The 21,445-nt window shown below is 35.7% G+C and carries 12 protein-coding genes; 3 read left to right on the top strand and 9 right to left on the bottom strand.

The features are described 5' to 3' along the window. Positions 1–28: 28 nt before the first annotated feature. The 6 genes from K319_RS0109630 to nadD form a co-directional block, all read right to left on the bottom strand. Positions 29–2,314 carry a TonB-dependent receptor domain-containing protein gene (locus K319_RS0109630; RefSeq protein WP_051230567.1) on the bottom strand — a complete coding sequence of 762 codons (2,286 nt, stop codon included), beginning with the start codon at positions 2,312–2,314 and terminating at the stop codon, positions 29–31. Positions 2,315–2,353: 39 nt separating this feature from the next. After that, entirely contained in the window at positions 2,354–4,612 is a 2,259-nt protein-coding gene (locus K319_RS0109625) for an outer membrane beta-barrel family protein (protein ID WP_027383475.1), read from the bottom strand. A 433-nt stretch (positions 4,613–5,045) separates the two neighbouring features. Then, entirely contained in the window at positions 5,046–6,044 is a 999-nt protein-coding gene (locus K319_RS0109615; protein WP_027383474.1) for a 2-hydroxyacid dehydrogenase, read from the bottom strand. A 55-nt stretch (positions 6,045–6,099) separates the two neighbouring features. Continuing rightward, positions 6,100–6,441: a DUF3817 domain-containing protein gene (locus K319_RS0109610; protein ID WP_027383473.1), complete on the bottom strand. Its 342-nt coding sequence runs from the start codon at positions 6,439–6,441 to the stop codon at positions 6,100–6,102. Next, complete coding sequence (locus K319_RS21020) at positions 6,438–7,043, bottom strand: XAC2610-related protein (RefSeq protein WP_027383472.1); 606 nt, start codon at positions 7,041–7,043, stop codon at positions 6,438–6,440. The genes K319_RS0109610 and K319_RS21020 overlap by 4 nt, the downstream gene beginning before the upstream one ends. A gap of 7 nt (positions 7,044–7,050) precedes the next feature. After that, the gene (nadD, locus tag K319_RS0109600; protein WP_034671651.1) at positions 7,051–7,665 is read right to left on the bottom strand and encodes a nicotinate (nicotinamide) nucleotide adenylyltransferase; all 615 of its coding nucleotides are present in this window, start codon (positions 7,663–7,665) and stop codon (positions 7,051–7,053) included. Between the two features lie 141 nt (positions 7,666–7,806). Here nadD and K319_RS0109595 point away from each other — a divergent pair, with 141 nt between their 5' ends. The 3 genes from K319_RS0109595 (at position 7,807) to K319_RS0109585 (ending at position 15,222) form a co-directional block, all read left to right on the top strand. Beyond that, complete coding sequence (locus tag K319_RS0109595) at positions 7,807–9,720, top strand: histidine kinase (protein WP_027383470.1); 1,914 nt, start codon at positions 7,807–7,809, stop codon at positions 9,718–9,720. Then, positions 9,720–10,484: a LytR/AlgR family response regulator transcription factor gene (locus tag K319_RS0109590; protein WP_027383469.1), complete on the top strand. Its 765-nt coding sequence runs from the start codon at positions 9,720–9,722 to the stop codon at positions 10,482–10,484. Before K319_RS0109595 ends, K319_RS0109590 begins: the two co-directional genes overlap by 1 nt. A gap of 85 nt (positions 10,485–10,569) precedes the next feature. Continuing rightward, the gene (locus K319_RS0109585; RefSeq protein ID WP_034671622.1) at positions 10,570–15,222 is read left to right on the top strand and encodes a DUF7619 domain-containing protein; all 4,653 of its coding nucleotides are present in this window, start codon (positions 10,570–10,572) and stop codon (positions 15,220–15,222) included. A 54-nt stretch (positions 15,223–15,276) separates the two neighbouring features. On the opposite strand, the gene recJ is transcribed toward K319_RS0109585, so the two are convergent. From recJ to K319_RS0109570, 3 genes are all read right to left on the bottom strand, one after another. Beyond that, positions 15,277–16,989 (bottom strand): single-stranded-DNA-specific exonuclease RecJ, encoded by a 1,713-nt coding sequence (gene recJ, locus K319_RS0109580; protein WP_027383467.1) that lies wholly within the window; start codon positions 16,987–16,989, stop codon positions 15,277–15,279. 92 nt (positions 16,990–17,081) lie between these two features. Continuing rightward, positions 17,082–17,981: a T9SS type A sorting domain-containing protein gene (locus tag K319_RS0109575; RefSeq protein ID WP_027383466.1), complete on the bottom strand. Its 900-nt coding sequence runs from the start codon at positions 17,979–17,981 to the stop codon at positions 17,082–17,084. Between the two features lie 241 nt (positions 17,982–18,222). Further along, positions 18,223–21,375: an Ig-like domain-containing protein gene (locus K319_RS0109570; protein ID WP_084403430.1), complete on the bottom strand. Its 3,153-nt coding sequence runs from the start codon at positions 21,373–21,375 to the stop codon at positions 18,223–18,225. Positions 21,376–21,445 lie beyond the last annotated feature (70 nt).

Genomic DNA, 21,445 nt, shown 5'->3' with positions numbered 1-21,445 from the left:
AAAATTTGATTTAATATATAATGAACGTTTATCTGGTGCGGTTTTTTATATCCTTGTCTGCGCTGCTGATATCTCTTATTTTCTGAACTTTTTTGTTCCCGAAGTTATAAGTGATGCTGAAGTTCACACTTTGATTATATTGATTTTGATTGATGTAATTGTATTTTCCGTCTGCTTGGGAATAATCGCTGATCTCGACTTTATTGGTTTTCAGAATATCATAGATCTCTAAGGCAAATGTCCAGTCGTTCCAGACTTTTTTGATATTGGCATCCAGACTCATCAATGATTTAAGCTGTCCCAATTCGATTTGCTGGTTGTCAACATACCAATAGTTTACGCCCAGGAACCAAGTTTTCTTTTTGTCAAGTCGTACGGTATTATTGGTTTGGATCAACAAACTGTTAGATTTGATTTTGTTCACATAATCCGGGAAAACATCGCCTGTAATTGGGTCGGTATTCAGGAAACCATTATTGATATTTCTCTGCATTCCGATATTGAAATTGGTCGTCAGATATTGTTTGAAAAATGACTTCTGCATTCCTATCATTGCAGACATCTCCTGCTTATCTCCAAAATTGGTTCTGATGTATCTCAATTGGTCTTGACCAACTGTTCCGGTTGGAGAGACTGGGGCTCCAATCAAAGAAACCTGCGTGATGACATCTTTTGTATAAGAGTGATTCAGAATCAAGAAATAAGAATTCTTGAACATATAGGTCAACTCATTGGTATAAACCGAAGCCGCTTTTACGAAAGGATTATTCTGAGTATAATTCACATCTGTCAGGTAATTTTTAACCGGATTCAGCTCCCAGAAACTTGGTCTTCTCATTCTGCTGGAGAAGGCGTAAGAGATATTGTTTTTATCATTGATGCCATAATTCAGACTGATGTAAGGCAAAAAGTTATTGTAATTTCTCTCGAATCTATTCAAGGCAGGATTTTCAGAATTATCGGATGTTCCGACACTTTTTGTGATCTCATACCTTGCACCGATCTTTCCAGAGAATTTGTCAGAGAATTTCTTTTCAAGCGTCAAATAAAATCCATAGATGTTTTCATCGTAGATAAAATGATTGGGATTGAAAATTGGATTTTTAACAATCACATTTCCGGCATCATCATATTCTGCAAGATTATCATTTTCGTCGTAATATGAAGTAATGTTTTGGGTGTCGTTATCTGTTTTTGTCTTGTTATAATTTCCACCGATAGACACAGTGAAATCATTTTTAAATCTCTTGATATAATCTCCTAAAAAAGAAAAGTTATTGATAACCTGAGGCGTGTTTTGTGTGATTTGTACTTGTAAACTATTTAAATTCTGAAACATATCAGACCTGAATGTTCTGTTGTCGGCATTTTGAAAACGTTTATAATGCAGATATGCCGCATTCAAATTCAATTTACTTCCAAGAGTATCTGTTTTCAATTCATAATTCAAGTTAAATGAGTTGTTGTACGAACGGGAATTTTCAAGGTTTTTGGTGTAATTATAAGTTGTTGATTCAATACCATTTTTTGGAGCAACGACTGTGTTGAATAAATTAGAAGTCGAACCATAACTTCTGTTTGCCCAGGAATTCCACGTCAAAGCCAAATTGCTATTGTCATTCAATTGATAATCAATGTTTAAATAACCTCCAAGGTTTTTGTTCGGGTCGGTCACTCTACCTTCTGACTGATTGCTGGAAGTCGAAGTTCCATTTTTCAGAATATAATATTGTTCCTGGATATTTTGACTCGTGTTAATATTAGAGCTGATTCCCAGTTTATCTTTTCTATAATTCAATGAAAGACTTGCATAAGAAGAGTTGTAATAACTTTGGGAATTTCCCATTCTCATATTCCCGTTCAGTCCATCGGTCATTTTTTTCTTCAGGACAATATTGATGATTCCGTCCGAAGATTCAACCTGATATTCACTTCCGGGTAGCGTGATCACTTCAATTTTCTGAATGTTTTCCGCCGGTGTATTTTTCAGGAATTGCGTTAATGACTCGGCATCCATATTGGTTTTTCTTCCGTTAATGAAAATCACAGCGTTGTTTTTCCCAATGATCTTCAAAGTTTTATCATCGGTTGAAGAAACCAGTGGTGTTTGTTTCAATATGTTAAAAGCGGTGTTTCCTTTAGCAACAGGCGATGCTGCAACATCATAGACAAAACGGTCGCTTTGCTTTTTGAAGACTTGTTTTGTAAGTGTAACGGCTTCTATGTTTTTTGTATTTGCAGTATCTTTCTTTGATTCTTGTGCATATATCAGTCCCGAGAAGAAAAGTGCTGCGATGAGAGTTTTGGCTTTCATAATTTTATTTTTTGAGAGTAATAGTTTATTTTTTCTTGATTAAGTTCTTGAGCGTATCGCATCGTTGGCAGATTTTACCTCTCTGGCTTTTTTCAATTTTTGATTTCCGAAGTTGTAGGTCACATTGATATTTAGTTCTCTTCTGTATTGGAAATTTCTTACCGTATTGTAGTTTCCGTTATTTTGTATGGTTCTGATATCAACTATATTTTGATTGAAAAGGTCATTCACTTCTACGAGGAATGTGAAATTTCCCATTATTTTTTTGATGTTCACATCGAAACTCTGTTGTGTGTGAAGTTTTCCAATTTCCATTTCTCTTGACGGCATCAGCCAGTAATTAATACCCAGATACCAATCTTTTTTTGCTGATAATCTTACCATATTGTTGGCCTGGAAGAAGGTATTCAACGTTTTTACATTAATTGTAAAAGGCAGTAATTCTTCTGTGTCTCCTGGGATTTGTTGCGAAGTTGGGTCTTTCGTTACACTACCTTTGTAAGTTGCATATTCGAAGTTTGCAGAGTAATTGGTTGTCCAGACGTCGCCGAACCAGGCTTTGTTCATTCCTAAGGTCAATCCCAATTGTTTGTTGTTACCATAATTGGTTCTTATATATCTAAGGAATTTTGTTGTGATTTTTATCGGATTTCCATTTTCGTCATATTCGGGATTTCCATTTTCATCTCTTTTAATTTTTGTTTCAGTTCCTTGCAAAGGCAATTGACCATAAGCATTATCTGCATAATTGAAACTTACATTGGCATAGAAAGCATTCTTGTACATATAATTGATTTCCTGATTATAATTCTTCGAAGCCTGCATAAAAGGATTGTTCTGAATATAATTGGTAGGCGTAAAGTAAGTTCTGGAGGGATTCAGTTGCCCAAATCCCGGTCTTCTCACCCGGCTGGAAAAACTGTAGCTGATATTGTTATTATCGTTGATTGTGTAGTTCAATGTGGCGTAAGGCAGGAGATTGTTATAATTTCTTTCAAAACCTATATCAGGTTTTCCCACAATGTCGCCCGTACTAAGCGTAGCTTCGAATCTTGTTCCCACTTTTGCAGAGAGTTTATCAGAGAATTTTCTCTCGAATGTGGCATAAGCTCCGATAATGTTTTCTTTATAAATGAAATGATTGGAAAGGTTGGTATTGATTATAAAAGTGTTTCCATTATAGTCATTTTGTCTGGTGTCACTATCCGTATTGGTGTGATTGTAGCTTGAACCAATCGCAAACGCACTTTCATTTCTGAATTTCTTGATATAATCGATGTTTGCTGCATAATTATTAATGATTTGGGGAACTGCCTGCTGGAAAGCACTGTATCTGCCGTCAGCTTTTAATGGAAAAGTCTCACCAAGACTTACTTTGTCTCTGTTGAACCACAAATAGGAAATGTTTGAACTCAATTTGCTACCAAGTGTATCGGTTTTAACTTCATAATTCAGGTTGAAGTTGTGGTTTCTCGTTTGTGCATCTTCTTGGTTTACAGTTTTGTTTGATAATATTCCATTTTCATAATTCGTCATATCCAACACAGAACCGAAGCTCTTGTTATATCGCATATTGTAGCTGAAACCAAGATTTTGTTTTTTATTGATCTCATAATCGATGTTGATACTTCCACCATAATTCTTATTTGGGTCGTCCATCGTTCCGTAAGAATCATTTCTGAAAGTTTCGTCACCATTGGAAAGCGTATATTTCTCTCTTTCTCTGTAACTTCCCATATTGAAATTGGAATTGAACGACCACTTGTTTTGTCTGGCATTAAAGGCAATCCCGGACGAAGGATTATTATAAAAACTTTGGCTGTTATTCATTTTTAAGGTTCCGTTGTAGCCATTGGTTTTGCTTTTTTTCATCACGATGTTGATGACACCTTCATTGGCTTCTACCTGAAACTCACTTCCGGGAACGGTTACCACTTCTATTCTCTGGATATTTTCAGACGGTGTATTTTTCAGCATTTCCGTAATCGCTTCTGCGTCCATTAGCGTTCTTTTTCCATTGATGTAAAAAACAACGCTGGATTTTCCCATTATCTTGAAAGTTTTTCCGTCTGTGCTGGATAGCATTGGCGTTTGCTGAAGAAGATTGAAAGAGTTGGTTCCTTTTGCAATAGGAGAGGAAGCAACATCATAAACAAACCGGTCAGATTTTTTTACAAAAACTTTTTTGCTAAGTTTCACTTCTTCTATAGTTTTTGTTTCCTCTGTTTTTTTCTGAGTCTGTTGCGCAGAAATCATTCCTGAGAAAAAGATAACTGCAATTAGTATTTTAGTTTTCATAGTAGCTAAGGTATTTTGTTGTTACTAATATTTAACATTGCAAAGATATGTATTAAAATTAGTATTATGCAATACAAAGTAGTAAATAAATTTATTTATTGATTACAACTGATTGGTTTTCAGTTATAAAAATTTATATACTTAATTATGAGACAATCGGAAATAGAAATTTGTTACATCCAAAATGGAATAAAAATGAAAAAAGCCACTGTAAAAATTACAATGACTTCATTATCTGAAAGTTCAGATATGGAATTTTAAGGTTTTATTTTAAGATTTAAAGTCTATTTAAATTTATAGTAAAATATTTTTTACCACATAGACACATAGGTTTTTAGTGAAAATTAAGATTAAATAGTAATTTTTTGACTTTATCTTTTTCCTTTTTTCAGACTGAATATTCAGATTGCTATGTGCCTATGTGGTTTTAATATTAAATCAAAACAGCATTTGGATTTTCAAATTCATCATTCTTTTCGAAATGGGAAAGACTTGTCAGAGTAGAAGTCGCAATCTGTTCAAGGGCCTCCTGAGTAAAAAAAGCCTGATGTGCAGTTACCAAAACATTCGGGAAACTCATCAGCCTTTGGATCGTGTCATCTTCAATGATCGTATGGGAAAGGTCCCGGAAAAATAATTTTTCTTCCTGTTCATAAACATCAATCCCTAGATAACCGATATGTTTGGATTTTAGTCCGTTGATGACGGCTTTTGTGTCAATCAATCCACCTCGGCTGGTGTTGATGATCATGACATTTTGTTTCATTTTTTGGATTGATTCTTCATTGATCAGGTGATGTGTAGATTCCATCAATGGACAATGAAGTGAAACAATATCGGATTCAGAAAGTAATTGTTCCTGAGAAACATAATCGATTCCGATATTTTTTAATTCCTGATTTTCTGTAATATCAAAAGCTAAAACCTTTGCACCAAATCCTTTCGCAATTTTTGCAAAAGCGGCACCAATATTTCCCGTTCCAATGACACCGATCGTTTTCTGATAAAGATTAAAACCCATCAGGCCATTCAAGGCAAAATTCTGTTCCCGGACCCGGTTGTAAGCTTTGTGGGTTTTTCTGTTAAGCGTGAGAATCATGGCCATTGCGTGTTCAGCAACTGCTTCCGGAGAGTATGCCGGGACTCTGGAAACTCTCAGCCCGAGACGCTTTGCAGCTTCCAGATCTACATTGTTGAATCCTGCACACCGCAATGCGATATATTTTACACCTTTGCTGGCAAGCGATTCCAAAACTTCCGCATTTAGTTTGTCATTCACAAAGGCGCAAACAGCATCGGAATGGTCTATGAGATTCAGGACGTGCGGACCAAGATGGGTTTCATAATAATCCAGTTCAAAATTGAATTGCTGATTGGCTTTATCAAAAAATTCCTTGTCATAAGGTTTTGAAGAAAAGAATGTGATTTTCATATTTTAAAGTTATCAAGTTTAATTTCAAATAGAGAATTTTCCTCATTGATATTCATCATTCATTGCGATTTTTCCGGGCTAATTTCTTATCGACCCAAATGGTTGCAAATGGGAAGAAAGCAGCACATAATGCAAAAATAGAATCCTCATCATCCCAATCGAAAATCTTTCTGACAGGCAGCAACAACAAAAGATACAACGTGAAAAACAGTCCGTGGATATTTCCAATGATAATAATGTAAATTGTAGGTAAAATCCCGTTTTTATCTTCCCTAATCCAATACATAGCCGTAAAAAGCAAAAACCAGGAAACAGCTTCTGCAAGGCAGATTTGTTTAAACCATTTGATGAGTTTTTCTTCGGGATATTTTGAGAAATATTTTTCTATGATGTTCATTTTTTTTCTTTTTCAGATTTCAGGATTTTTGCCAATGTTAACTTGTAATTTTTATCATATTCCAGGTCTTTTCCATTTTCGTCTTCGCCATCTTCTATAACATATCCAAAATCCTTGATCTTATTTCCTTTGATTTTATAAAAGCTTGTCCAATTTCTTCCAGACATTACCAAACAATCTATTAAGTCATATTCCTTCAGATAATTTGGATTTTTGATTTCATCAAAACCATCTATTTTCCTTAATTTCTGATTTTTTAAATCGACTATAAAAAGATTGTAGGTCAAATTGCTTCTCACATCAGAAGTGTTTTCTATCAAAATATCTTTGATCCCGTCACCATTGAAATCGATGAACTCAATATTTTGAAACTGACTGTGCAATCTTTCCTGATGTATTATTTTTTCTTTTCCATTGATTTTTTTTGAAAAAATGAATAATACATTTAATATAACCTGATCTTTCGGATCAAATTCCAAGGAAACGAAATAGCCTTTTTTATTAAAAATCGAATCACAATTTATTCTTACTACCTTTTTGTGTTGGGCAAAAAGCAAAGTTTGAAAGATCAAAAGGATAATTAAAATAAAGCTTTTTTTCATCCACTATTTATTTATAAAAACTACTTCCATCAAGATACTCAAAAACTTCCGGTGGAAGCATTGGCCTCACATTTTTACCTTCTTTAATCATATTTCGGATCTCGGTTGCAGAAAGTTCTATGATTGGCGCATCGATTTGATGAATGTTTTCGTGTTGCGCAACTGTCAGTCTGAGGCTCTCGAAGACTTCATCTTTTTTCTCTTCACCTAAAATTCTAGGATAAACAATAATCTGATGATTTTTCAGAAGTAATTCATAGTTTTTCCATTTGTGGAGACTTCCCAAATTATCTTCTCCCATGATCAGTGAAAAAGAAAAATCGGGATGTTTTTCCTTAAGATAAGTTAAAGTATCGATCGTGTAACTTGGAGTCGGCAATGAAAACTCTACATTGGAAGCGCGCATTTTCGGATAATTTCTGATCGCCAGTTGGACCATATCCAGCCTGTTATGGTCTTTCAATAAGGATTTTTTGTCTTTGAAAGGGTTTTGAGGGCTTACGACAAACCAAAGTTCCTGCATATCAGAGTTTTCCAGAATATAATTGGCCAATATCAAATGACCAATATGAATGGGGTTGAATGAACCGAAAAACAATCCGATCTTTTTGCGATTTTCCAAAATTACCAATGATTTATAAATCTCAAATTTAGAAAATTAAAATGTCAATCTGAAATCGAATTCTCATCCAAAAACAACATTTTCTCATTAGATGTTTTTAAAATCAATTGCTTATAACTAATTTTGCGGCAAACACAACGGATGAGAAAAATTCTACTTTTTCTACTGATACCTTCTGCATTATTCTTATCGGCACAATCTGCGGATTCTCTATTGGCTTTGCTTAAAAATGAAAAGAACCTTGAGAACATTCCAGCTTTACAAAATCAGATTTCCGATACATACAAACATTCTGATCCGGAGCAGATGCAAAAATTTGCAATTCTTGCCTTGAACAATGCCAAAAAGTATAAGAGTCCCTATCAACAGGCCATTGCTTATCAGAATATCGGAACTTCATTTTTGATTTTTGGAGATTACGATAAAGCCTTGCGAAATTTTGATATATCGGAAAAGATCCTTTTGAAAATCACTTCTGATCATAAGGAAATAAAAGAAACATTGGCAAAAACATTAGGGAGCAAAGGTGTTGCCCATTCTGAACAAAATAATTACGCCAAAGCCTTGGATAATGATTTTGAAGCGCTGAAAATTTATGAAGAGACAAAGAACGAGCTCCAGATCTCCAAACTTTATAATAATATCGGTGTTATTTATAAATCCATTGATGACAAAGAAAAAGCGCTGCAGTATTTTTTGAAGGCCAACAAGATTTCAAAAAATAAAGACGAGGCAACATTTGCTGCAAGTGCATCAAATATTGGACTGATCTATCTTTATCAAAATAAGCTGGAAAATTCGAAAAAATATTTTGATGAAAGTTTTGGATCTTATCAAAAAAATGAGAATCCCAGGGCTTTAGGAGAGCTTTACAATAATTATTCACAGTATAATTTGAGTAAAGGGCAAGTTGATGAAGCCAAAGCCAATCTGAAAAATGCTGAAAGAGAGTTTTTATCGATTGATGACAAATTCGGTTTGTCCTATACCTATTTATTTTTAGGAGAGATCTTTTTTAATGAAAATAACTTGGGCGAATCTTTAAAATTTGCAAATAAAAGTCTTGAACTTGCGAAAGAACTTGAATTGACTGAAACAACTATGAATGTTGAAAAATTGCTTTCAGAAATATATGATAAAAAGGGAGACCAGCAACAGGCTCTATCACATCTCAAAAATTATGACATAGAAAAAGAAAAATTCGATATTGTAAGAAATGAACAGCAACGTTTGAAAACCGAACTTAATTTCCAATATGAAAAAGAACAGCTGGAAAAACGGGAGAATGCAAGCCGAGAAAGGCTGAAAGGTTTTTTTATCATTGCATTGGTGGGAGTTTTTCTGTTGGGAACATTTTTATATTACCGAAATCGAGAAAAGCAAAAAACGATTCTCCTTCAGAAACAATTGGCCGAATTCGAACATAAAGCTCTACATCTGCAAATGAATCCGCATTTTGTCTTTAATTGCTTGGCGGCGATCTCAGCATTTGTGATGCAGAATGGAAAAGATGAAGCGATCCGATATCTTTCCAAATTTTCAAAACTAATGCGGCTTACTTTGGAGTTTTCAAAAGAATCCTCCATTACAATCGATAAAGAGATAGAAGCGCTTAAGAATTATCTGGAACTGGAGCAATTGAGGTTCAACCATAAATTCGATTTTAAAATCTACAAATATCCGGAAATTGAAGATGATACAGCAATTCCATCTTTGCTGTTGCAACCTTATGTGGAAAACGCGATCATTCATGGCGTGGTCCCGAAAGAAGGGAAAGGTTTCATTGATATTACTTTTCAACAGATCGATGAGAACCTTATTTGCACCATCACAGATAATGGGGTGGGAATCGAAAGATCAAAGATGGGGAAAACCAATTTTGTGAATGCACACAAATCTATGGCGATGGAGATCTCACAAAAAAGATTGGAAACTCTGGAACAATTGGAAAATAAAAAGATCGAATTGGATATTACAGAACTAAATAATAATGAAATTGTCCTGGGAACACAGGTTCTGATAAAACTGCCATTAGAATTTATAAAACACAAATGATGATAACTGCAATTTTAATAGATGATGACCATAATCTCAGAAACGGGATGAGAGCGATGTTGTCTTTATATGCTCCCGAGATAGAAATCCTGGGCGAGGCGGAAAGCGTAAAGACAGGAATACAGCTTATAGAAAAAACAAATCCTCAAATTGTTTTCCTGGATATCATGATGAATGATGGCTCTGGATTCGATATATTGGAAAAGCTTAATACCAAATATGGGAAGATCTCTTCCCATATCGTCTTTGTTACGGCCCACGAAAAATTTGCGATAAAGGCTTTTAGGTTTAGCGCATTGGACTTCCTTCTGAAACCGATCGATCCGGAAGATCTGCAGACGGTTATCAGAAAAATCAAAAATATAACTCATTTGAACAATGAGAATAAAAACATCCAGCTGCTTCTGGAAAATATCACAAGAAAAACCGACAATTTCAAAAAGATAGCCCTGTCAACTTCGGACGGAATCCACCTTTTTGAGATCAAGGATATTATCCGATGCGAGTCAGTGGATAATTATACCAAATTCTATATCAAAAATCATAATAAGGTAATTATGATATCCAAAACTTTGAAAGAATATGAAGAGTTGCTATCAGATCATGGATTTGAGCGCATCCACCAATCCCACTTGATCAATCTGAATGAGATGAGATCCTATATCAAAAAAGATGGCGGATTCGTAATCATGTCGGATCATTCACAACTCCCGGTATCTCAAAGAAAAAGGGATAGACTACAAGATCTGATCAGCAGATTTTGAATTCTAATTCAAAGCCAACGAATTCTAAATGAAGTAATGACTTAATGACCTTATAGATTAATTTTACCCACGATAAACACAAATGATGAAAACAAAATTTCTTTTTTGGCTTGCATTCCTTTCTATAGGAATGCAGGCTCAAAACATTGACTTTCCAGATGCTAATTTTAAGGCAAAATTACTGGAAGCAGACACTTCTAATCAGATTGCGAAAGATCTTAATGATAATTATTTTAAGATTGATGCCAATAATGATGGAGAAGTGCAAGTTGATGAAGCAGAAAATGTAAAAAAATTACATATTGGTAATTCAAATATTTCTTCCATTGAAGGGATAGGAGCTTTTAAAAATTTGCAATTATTAGATTGTTCTTATAATAATCTAACCGCATTACCTTCTAATCTTCATATTTCGCCAGGACATTGCGGGATTGCACTCATAGCAAATCATAATTTTATAACTAACAATGGTATAAATTGGGCCAGTCTGAATGTCTTGGGCCTAACTATAGATCTGTCTTATAATGCTTTTGCAGATGATGTAATAATTAATGATAATATTGATAATATCATTTCTTTTGATCTAAGCCATAATTCAATTAAGAATTTTATTGCAAATGCTAGTATTTCTTCAAATGCAGGTGATGCTGCTTCTTGTGGAAGTGGTAATTCATTTATAGGGATTAATTTGAGTCATAATGCCTTGCAGAATATTCAATTTAAAGAAACTTCTTCAATTGTAAGTCTGGATATTTCAAGTAATCCAATTGCAAGCTTTGACTGTCCAAAGTTATCGATTGAATCAGCAGATATAAGTAATACAAGTGTATCGTATTTTAATGCAGAAAATATTGCAGGCGTCTATTGTACCAATAATACTGCAACCAAGTTAAAAATAAAGGGAATCCGAAATACTTATTGGACAGATGCTTATAGTATCATTTTTAACAATCCTAATTTGAAAAGTATTGATTTGACTGAACTAACTACTTCCAATGCCTATTATGGACATAGTTTCTATAGCAACCCGAATTTGGAACAAATACTTACAAAAAATGGAAATATCGATTGGAATTATTCGAATATCGATCTATCAAACAATCCTAAGCTCAAGTATATCTGTTGCGATGAAAATGAAATAAATTATGTACAAGATAAGATAAACCAATATGGTATAATCAATTGTACTGTGGACTCGAATTGTGATCCTGTTCTTGATTTAGATGCAGGACTTAAAGCTATGCTTTTAAAATCAAATTCGATCGATGGTTTTTGGAGAACTAAAGATGTGAACGGTAATTTATTGGTTGTAGATGCCAATAATGATGGGGAAATACAAAAATCCGAAGCAGAAGCTGTAGGTTATCTGAATTTTTTACAAGGTCAAGGATATACTGATAAGTTTGAAACAACAAAAGGAATTAATCAATTCACAAATTTAAGAGAATTCAGTGGTATTTTTTTGTCGATGAATTCGATTAATGCAGGTGGTGGTACTGTTGGTTCTATAGATATAACAGGATTGCAATATCTTGAATATCTTGATTTCAAGGAATTCTCTGTTGAATCTGTAAAAGTGGAAAATTGCGCCAAATTAAAGACTGTTGCAACAGGTGATCCTTATAATTATCCTGGACATACAACATTTTATGATTTTAAAGATTGTCCTTTGCTAGAAGATGTTAAGGCAGTGGACAGTAATTTGGAATCTCTGAAATTTCAAAATTGCCCATCTGTTAAATATATCGATGTTACCGGAAATAAACTATCATCATTAGATGTTACATCGCTTCTGAATCTGGAAAAATTATATATTGGTAATTATCACGATTATTCTAAAGACCATTTCTGGAGTATCCGTGATAATATGGTAGTTGACGTGCCAAATAATCAGATTACAACAATTGATCTATCATCTAACAAAAAATTGAGGGATTTGGATTGTAATAAAAATGCGCTACTATCTTTAGATGTTTTAAGTTGTCCATTATTAGAACATATTAATTGCAGCAATAACCAATTAACTTCTCTCGATGTTCATGGATTGAATCTAACATTAGGAAATGTTAGTTCTATGAATGCAAAAGGTAGTCTTGATTGTAGCTATAATAATATTACAAATTTGAATATAGACAATACAATAATTACATCTCTTTTCTGCAATAATAATAACATTAGTACTCTTGATTTATCCAAAACATCCATAGGATATTTAAATTGTTCATATAATAATTTGTCAAATATAGATTTGACAAATCAATTGAAGCTATTATCCGTAGATTGCCGGCATAATAATTTAACATCTTTGGATCTAAATCATAATTTTTATCTGAACGATATTATTGCATTTAATGACAATCCTGGACTGGAAAATCTTTTCATGAAAAATGGAAATAACCAAGCTTGGTTATTTGATTATTCTTTAAATGATGGCATATCACCATTTAGAAATACAGATATAAAATACATCTGTGCTGATGATTCTGAGGTGGATGAGTTGAAAGCAAATCTTCAAATGTATAATTTGTTTAGCACTAATATCAACTCCTATTGCTCTTTCACTCCAGGCGGGTCTTACAATACAATCTCAGGAACCGTAAAAATAGATAGCAATAACAACGGCTGCGATACTTCAGACAATCCTTTCGAATTTCTGAAATTGAAAATCAATGACGGAACAACGTCTGGAGAGACTTTCGTTCAACAGAATGGAAAGTATGAATTCTATACACAAGCGGGTAATTTTAATATGACGGCTCTTGCAGAGAATCCAGCTTTATTTACAATTTCTCCGGCTAATTTTTCAACTAGTTTTGCAGATTCCGACAATAATATTTTCACCCAGGATATTTGCGTCACAGCCAACGGAAATCAAAACGATGCGGAAGTTGTAATTGCACCGCTTACAGGAGCAAGACCGGGATTCGATGCAACATATAAACTGGTGTGGAGAAACAAGGGAAATACAACCTTGTCCGGTAAGATAGTCCTAAATTATGATCAAAACAAGATGACATTCCAAAGTAGTTCTATGCCTTATGCAGCAATCAGTAACGGCTCTTTAGAATTCAATTACAGTAACTTGAAACCTTATGCCAATGAGGCTACGGAACTGACTTTCACGGTCAATACACCAACCGATCCAACGAACCCTGTTAATTCTGGTGATACTCTTTCATTCAATGCGCAGATCACACCCAACGCGAGCGATTTGACCCCGGAAGACAATAATTTCAAATTCGATCAGACTGTTGTCAATTCATTTGATCCGAACGATATTACTTGTATGGAAGGCGAGATCATTCCTACGACGGCTGTTGGCAAATACATGCATTATGTTGTTAATTTTGAAAATACCGGTACAGCGGAAGCAGAGAACATCGTTGTGAAAATGAAGATAGATCCTGCAGAATTCGATATCAATACGTTACAGCTGCAAAACGCATCTGCAGATGTCACAACTGTAATTACGGGGAACGAGGTAGAATTTAAATTCAAAAAAATAAAACTGAAGGCAGGCGGTCATGGTAACGTATTGCTAAAAGTAAGGTCGGTAACAGACCTCCAAGAAGGGGACAGTGTGGATAATAGTGCGGATATCTATTTCGATTATAATTTCCCTATAACTACGAATGAGTATGTTACCACAATTCTGGATGAACATTCTCTGCTAAATGCCAAAATCAATTATGAGGCATCTGAATTTGCTTCAAACAATTATAAAGTGAATTTTGATGCGAGCCTTAGTACGGGAAATATTGTTTCATACGCATGGGAATTCCCGAATGCAGCGTCTGTGTCTTCCACTTCTGCCGTTAAACCTATAGTGACTTATAATGTTGCTGGGAATTATACCGCTAAGTTGACCATTTCTGATGCAGACAATAATCTATCTGTAAAGACTATTTCTTTCAAAGTAGGAAATACTACAGCGGATCTTTCTACAGGGAGGGATAATAATGGAAATGCCATTGCAATAGATGCAGATGATGATGATTGGAAAGGTTATGATATCAATGGTACGGAAATTACTCCAAAAACAAGACATACATATCCTGGCTGGAGCTATGCTGATATAGGAAATGGAAATAACAGCCAATGGATCAGCCTTAACAACTTCGAAGGATATTATAACTATAAGAGCAGGACATTTACGATTCCAAATAATGCGACAGATGCCAAGCTGAATCTCAGAAGTTTATCTTTTGTAAGAAATTGGACCTATCTGGTAAAAGTGGAAGCCGATGGTAGCGAAACGGAAACAGAGATCACCAAAACACAATGGCAGAGTGACGGATTCAAAGGTTGGCTGAATAGCAGAAGCCCAAAAGTCGATAATTATTCATTATCTCCAGGAACTTATTATATCAAAGTTTTGGTCTATTCCAATAATTCTGCCGTAAGAGAATCGCTGGATGTGAATGCAATTGTTACATGCTCTACAGGTCTTATGAATGCAAATAAGTTAGTTCCGCCAACGATAACACTTCAGACCCAAGATGTGATAAAACAGAATGTAAGTGTCTATCCGGTTCCTACACATGGCGAATTGAATATTGATAGTGATTCTGATGTATTGTCTGTAGAGGTTCATGATGTGGTCGGACGTATTTTGCAAAAGAAACATTTTGCACCATCAAGAAAGGTGAAACTTACGATCAATAATGGTGAGGGAATTTATTTCCTAAAAATAATGACAAAACAAGGAATTGTCAATCAAAAGATCATCAAAGAATAAAAGGAGATCATATTAAATAAAAAGTCCCGATTCTATTTTGAATCGGGACTTTTTTTATTCATGGAATTTCACATCTCGGATATTCAGGAAATGCGAAACATTGCCTTTCCAATGGTTTTCTTCTATCGTAAAAGCAAGGTCAAAGGTCTTCGTTTTAAAATCTTCTGCAAATTGTCCAAATCGGAAGCCGACACATTCTATATTTCTTCCTGTATTGGGCTGAGAGATATTAAATTTGAGATGGGAGCTTTCCTTTCCCATCAATCTTACATAACCATTGACTTTTACATTTTTCAGAACCAAGATGGGTTTCATATTCTGAGGGCCGAAAGGTGCTAACTTTCTATGGAAATTAATGAACTCTCTGTTGAGGTCCTCGGGATTGACGACGCTGTCCACATAAATGGTAGGTTCTTTCTGATGTTCCTGGATGTTATTTTTAACATAATCTTCAAAACGGACTTTGAACTCATTAAATTTCTCTTTCTCCATAGAAAGTCCTGCCGCCGCCTGATGGCCGCCAAATTTCATAAAAAGATCAGAACAGAATTCCAAAGCTTTGTGAATGTCAAAATCGGAGACTGATCTCGCAGAAGCTACCAATTCTCCATTGTTTCCTTCTGTAAAGACCAGAGTCGGCTTGAAGTAATTTTCTATCAGTCGTGAGGCTACGATCCCGATTACACCTTTGTTCCAGCTTGGATCATAAACGATCGTGGAAAAACGTTCGGTTTTTTGCAATTCCTCAACTTGATTCATCGCTGATTGTGTAATATTGATGTCCATTTCCCGGCGTTCATCATTCAGATTGATGATCTCATCTACAATTTGCTGTGCTTGTTTCAGATTGTCAGAGATCATGAGCTCCACAGATGCTTTTGCATGGGAGATTCTTCCGGCGGCATTTATTTTTGGAGCAATATCGAAAACGATATTCGAAATTTCAAAATGGGCTAATTTCTCTTCCGGAATCAAAAGTCTTAATCCGAATTTTCTCGTTTTTCTAAGGAACTTCAGCCCTTGTTTTGCCAGGACCCGGTTTTCTCCTGTCATTGCAACAATGTCAGAAGCAATACTGATAGCTAAAAGGTCGGTCAGTTCGAACAACTCACTTTCCGGAATTTTATAAATTGTATTAAGGCCTTGGCAAAGTTTGAAGCCAACGCCACAACCACTTAGTTCTTTATAAGGATATCTGCAGTCCTTTCTTTTAGGGTCCAGAACTGCGATTGCTTTTGGAAGTTCGTCTCCGGGTAGATGATGGTCACAAATAATGAAATCAACACCCACAGAATTGGCAAGGTCGATTTTATCGATAGATTTGATTCCGCAATCTAATGCAATGATCAATGAAAATCCATTCTCTTTGGCAAAATAGATTCCTTCGTCTGAAATCCCGTAACCTTCAACGTTTCTGTCAGGGATGTAAAAATCAAGATATTTTTTATCGACGATCTTGCTCAGATACAGATGCATCAATGCAACGGCTGTTGTTCCGTCTACATCATAATCTCCGTAAACTAATATTTTTTCTCCGTTTTCTATGGCTGTAGCAATGCGTTCTACTGCTTTTTGCATATCAGCCATCAGGAAAGGATTGTGGATATCTGTGCCGTTTGGTTTGAAAAATTCGCGTGCTTTCTGATAATTGTCGATGTCACGCATAACCAAGATCTTGGACTCTAAAGTTCCAAAACCAATAGAAGAAATCAGTCCGTCAACAATCTCTTCATCAGGCTCGGGTTTATAGATCCATTTTTGACTCATAGTTACAAAAGTAGTGAAAAAAAATGGCTTGGGAAATTAAAACGGTTGCCAAATCATCAGCAACCGTTATTAAAATTTAAAGAAATCCCAGCTTATTCTTTGATGATTTTTTTAGTCTCGATTCCGGAATCGGTTTCTATGGAAATCAGATAATTTCCTTTTGGAAATGTTGAAATATTAATTTTTGAAAGATCATTACTTTCTGTTTTGACTAATGAACCAGCAGCATTGTATAATTTGATCGTCTTGATGGTTCCATCAGATTTAATATTAATGAAATCAGAGGTTGGGTTCGGGAAAATATTGATTTGAGTCTTATTAATTTCAGAAACCGAAAGTTGGTCCATATCTTTAATAATGATATTGTCAACGATAAAACCACTGCCATCATTGTCAAATTCAAAATTCAAATCGTTCGCTCTTACAACTTTTGGTCCTAGAGCAGAGGTATGGACGAGTTGATTGTCAAGATAGTATTTTACATTTTTTTCTATAACGTGGTCTATTTCAATTCTTAAGTTGTACCATTTATCAGGAATCCAGCTTCCGAGATCCAAGAAATTGACATCACTGTCGGCATACAATTTACCGCTATACATAAAATTAAATCCGCCGGCCCAAGAGTAATTGTCATTATTGTTATAGTATAATGATAACATATAATAATCTGAACTGTTCAGTTTCTCCAATTTAACATCTGCTGAAACAGAAAGTCTGTTGTACTCCGGAATTTTTTTGAAGAGAAATGTGAAGTTTTCAGTGTAATTATTGGTGCTGGTTACTTCAACAGAATTATTGCCATCGGTTGCTTTTCCGGAAACAACTTTGAAGTTATTGTTTGGAACATTATCTGTTTTCACGGTCCATTCTTTTTGACCGACAACAGTTCCAAGATTGTAACCTTCGGAAGTTTCAAAAGAAATTCTTTGCTGGCCGAAACTCGAAACTGAAAGTAAAGCAGTTGCTAAAAAAGATAATAAAATTTTCTTCATAGATTAAATTAAAACGGGAAGCGAATTTAGAAAAATTTAAATAAAAAAGAGCAGATCAAAACTGACATTGGAACGCCATCAGGATCGCTCTCACTCTGAACTATGACTGGTGGAATAGCGCTTATCAGACTCAAAAAAAATACCGCTCAATTTTTTGAGCGGTATTGGAATTATGATAATTAAAAAACGTTCTAATAAGCTTTGATCAGACAGCCTAAAAGATTAGGCAGTTTAAAGGAAATTATTTTTTAACAACCCGGAAAGACTGAGTTGTTTCATCTTCTAGATATGCTTTGAAGATGTATACTCCTGTTGGAAGTTTTTCGGTAGAAACCACACCATTCTTAGCAGATAATTTGATATGATTTAATTTTTGTCCTGCCATACCATATATTTCTATACTTTCCACTTTTTGTGATGCGTCAAAATTCAAAACATCTTTAACAGGGTTTGGATAGAATTTTAGATTTTTACCAGACACTTCGTTTGTTGCAAGGTCAGAGGCTACGCAAGTACCTTTTAACTCATATACGAAGTCGCTACCGGTAGGAGCTTCGATCCAAGCGCCATTGTCATACAACATCATTGGATTGCCCAGGAACTGGGCTGTTGTTGATTCCCATCCGGCGGCATCAGAATCCATTGACATCCAATATTTCCCTGCTTCAAGTTTTACTTCCTGATTCAGTTTTACCTCATATTTGTGAACGTAGTATGGAATTCCGTCCCATTTCGGTCCGGTTGTATCTTCTACAATTTGTCCTCCTGTTGTTAAAATTTCCTCCCCGGGACTTTCGTTGTTATCTTTATAGAATTTAAATGTAAAAGTTGTTCCAAAACCTACTGTTGTTGGGAGAACGCTGGTAATATTAAACCTTGTGCCTACAGGAACATCTATATCAATAGCTGCGGGACGGGAAAAGGTCCAACCTTCTTCCTGATTGTTTGAAGGAACTTCTTGTCCACACGCATTAGGGTCTGTTACATAGATGTTGGCTACTGCATAATTGCCAGTATTTGGTTCTGTTACACGTACTTTTGCAATACCTGAAGCAAGACCGGTAACAAGACCATTGGAATTGACAGATGCATAATTGCTTCCAGAGTCCAGAGTCCAATTAACATTGGAAGTATCAGTCCCATTTAATTTAGCCTGGAGCTGAACAGTTTCACCAATGAAGATATTAGCATCTTGTCCTTGTACAGGAGCAACAGTTAATGGCATTGGCGTACAGTTTCCTACCAATGTGTAAGATCCGGCAAATCCACCGCCTGCAACAACTACCCAGCCATTGCCGTCTGACATATCCTGAAAGTAGCTGCTGCCAAGTCCGGGTTCTATTGTTGAGTTCCAGTATACAACTGATCCATCTTCCACATTAACGACTGGATTTAGCCAGTAAGTTCCTTCATTGAATGTAATAGAAGGGAAATTGATTTCAATCTCATATTCAGAGCTCCCAAAGCCGTCGTCTTTGATAAATCTTTGTGAAGTAGGAGTCAGATTGTATACCTCTGTGATTGCTGCACCAGGCTGTCCGTTCTGTTTACTTTGTAAAAAATGAATATCTACCTTAGAAACTGGTGACGTAGAAGAAGTTAGAATTCTTAATCTTAATTTTGACATTTCAAAACGTGTTCCTACTGGGATGAAGAAGTCGTCTGTTCCCCTAATTCCTCCATCACTTATTCTGAATCCGACAGAAGAAGGTCCCTCATTGCCCTGCTTACAACCGTTTGCAAACACGTCAATGCGTATTTCATCATAGATTGAGCTTTTCGTACTTGTCGCACGGATGATCGCATAACCATTGGCTAAGGAAGTCACTTTTCCATTAGCGTCCACAGATACGACATTGGAACCTTCCTGTATGGTCCAGTTAACATATTGGTCTGCTTCGGCAGGTAAAATGGTAGCCTTTAGCTGTAAGGTATTTCCAATCCCAAAAATTTCCGTAGGCTCATTATTTAGGGTTGTTAATTCTATTCCTGTCTGTTCTACTGTACTGTTTTGGTTGGTAATCGTGACATCAATTGTGTCAAAAACAGCAAAGTTAAGTGCAGATGCAGCCTTGATCGTTACTACAGCATTCGAGGCTATTGCGGATACCAAGCCTGTTGGGCTTACCGTAGCGAATGTACTGCCGGACTCTACAGACCAGATCACATCTTGACTGGCATTAGCAGGTAATATGGTAGAATTTAATTGCAATGTTCCTTTATCTGTCGTGATATTTGGTGCAACATTGTTCTGTGTTGTGATTTCCAAAGATGTTGGTGCAACTTCTTCAAGGTTAAGTTTTTTAACGCACAATTTTGCCAGCTGCGAATCTACATAAGCCAAAAATAAATCTCCAGTACTGTTTACTGCCAATGAATTATATATACCCTGTCCTTGAGATGCATAGCCAGTGCCAACCTGACTCCAAGAGTCAGTAGAAGAATTGTAGCCCATAACATAATTTCTTAGCAAATTAGCGTCTTCCCAATTGCTTACCGCAACATAGACCTTGTTATTAGCTCCAATGGCTATGCTTGAATGTTTCGTTCTGCCCGGAGAAAAGTTAACTGGTCCAACCTGAGACCAGGAAGTACCGTCAAATTTTTTGACATTCAATTTATTTCCACCCGCAGAGTTAGATTGATACGCGACATAGATATTATTGTTTTGGTCAACTGCCAATGATGAGCTATAGTCTTCACTAGTAGGTGATGGTGCAAGGTCTGTAACGCCGCCTGCTGGTTGCCATACATCGGTAGAGCTGGCGTTTTGGTCGTTGACATAGACGCGGACATTCCCAGAAGTATTAAAACTGACATAAACCTTACCATTAGTAGTTGTAACAATATCAACAAAGTTAGGCACTCCGCCTGCGAATCCGGTGTTTCCAACCTGAACCCAAGAACCATTTACGAACTTTTTCACTGTTCCATTGCCCTCATTATTGACTGCAAAAAGTACATTGTCCGATGAAATAATTGATGAGTTAAAATTGATTATGGAATTGGTAACATTAGGTAAGGATGTCCATGTTCCATTTTGGAACGCTCTCACCTGATGTCCTGTCTCAGCTCCTACGGCTTGGTTCAGAAAGTATGGTACACCTTGATTGTTTACTGATAAGGAATTGTATCCCGCTGTAGTCGTCGTAATGCCTTGGCTTCCGACATAGGACCAGGATGTGCCATCGAATTTTTGTACCGAACCTTTCAAGGCGGGAACGTCATAATATCCTACATACAAATTGTCCTGAAAATCGTTTATCAAGGTCAGTCTGCCGGCATTGCCCTGTGAGATGCCGGCCGAACTACCTACTGATTCCCAAACCTGCGCTCTTACATTATTCATCAATAAGAAGAGCAAGCAAGAAAAAATAAATAATTGTCTTTTCATAAAGTTACTTTAAAATTTGAATTAATTTGACTTGACTGCCATTACAAATGTAGAAGCAGTAATACAATTT

The organism is Epilithonimonas caeni DSM 17710 (genome assembly GCF_000426465.1).
GTDB classification, from domain to species: domain Bacteria; phylum Bacteroidota; class Bacteroidia; order Flavobacteriales; family Weeksellaceae; genus Epilithonimonas; species Epilithonimonas caeni.
The sequence above is the reverse complement of the archived record's forward strand: the minus strand, read 5'-3'. Positions and strand labels throughout refer to the sequence as shown.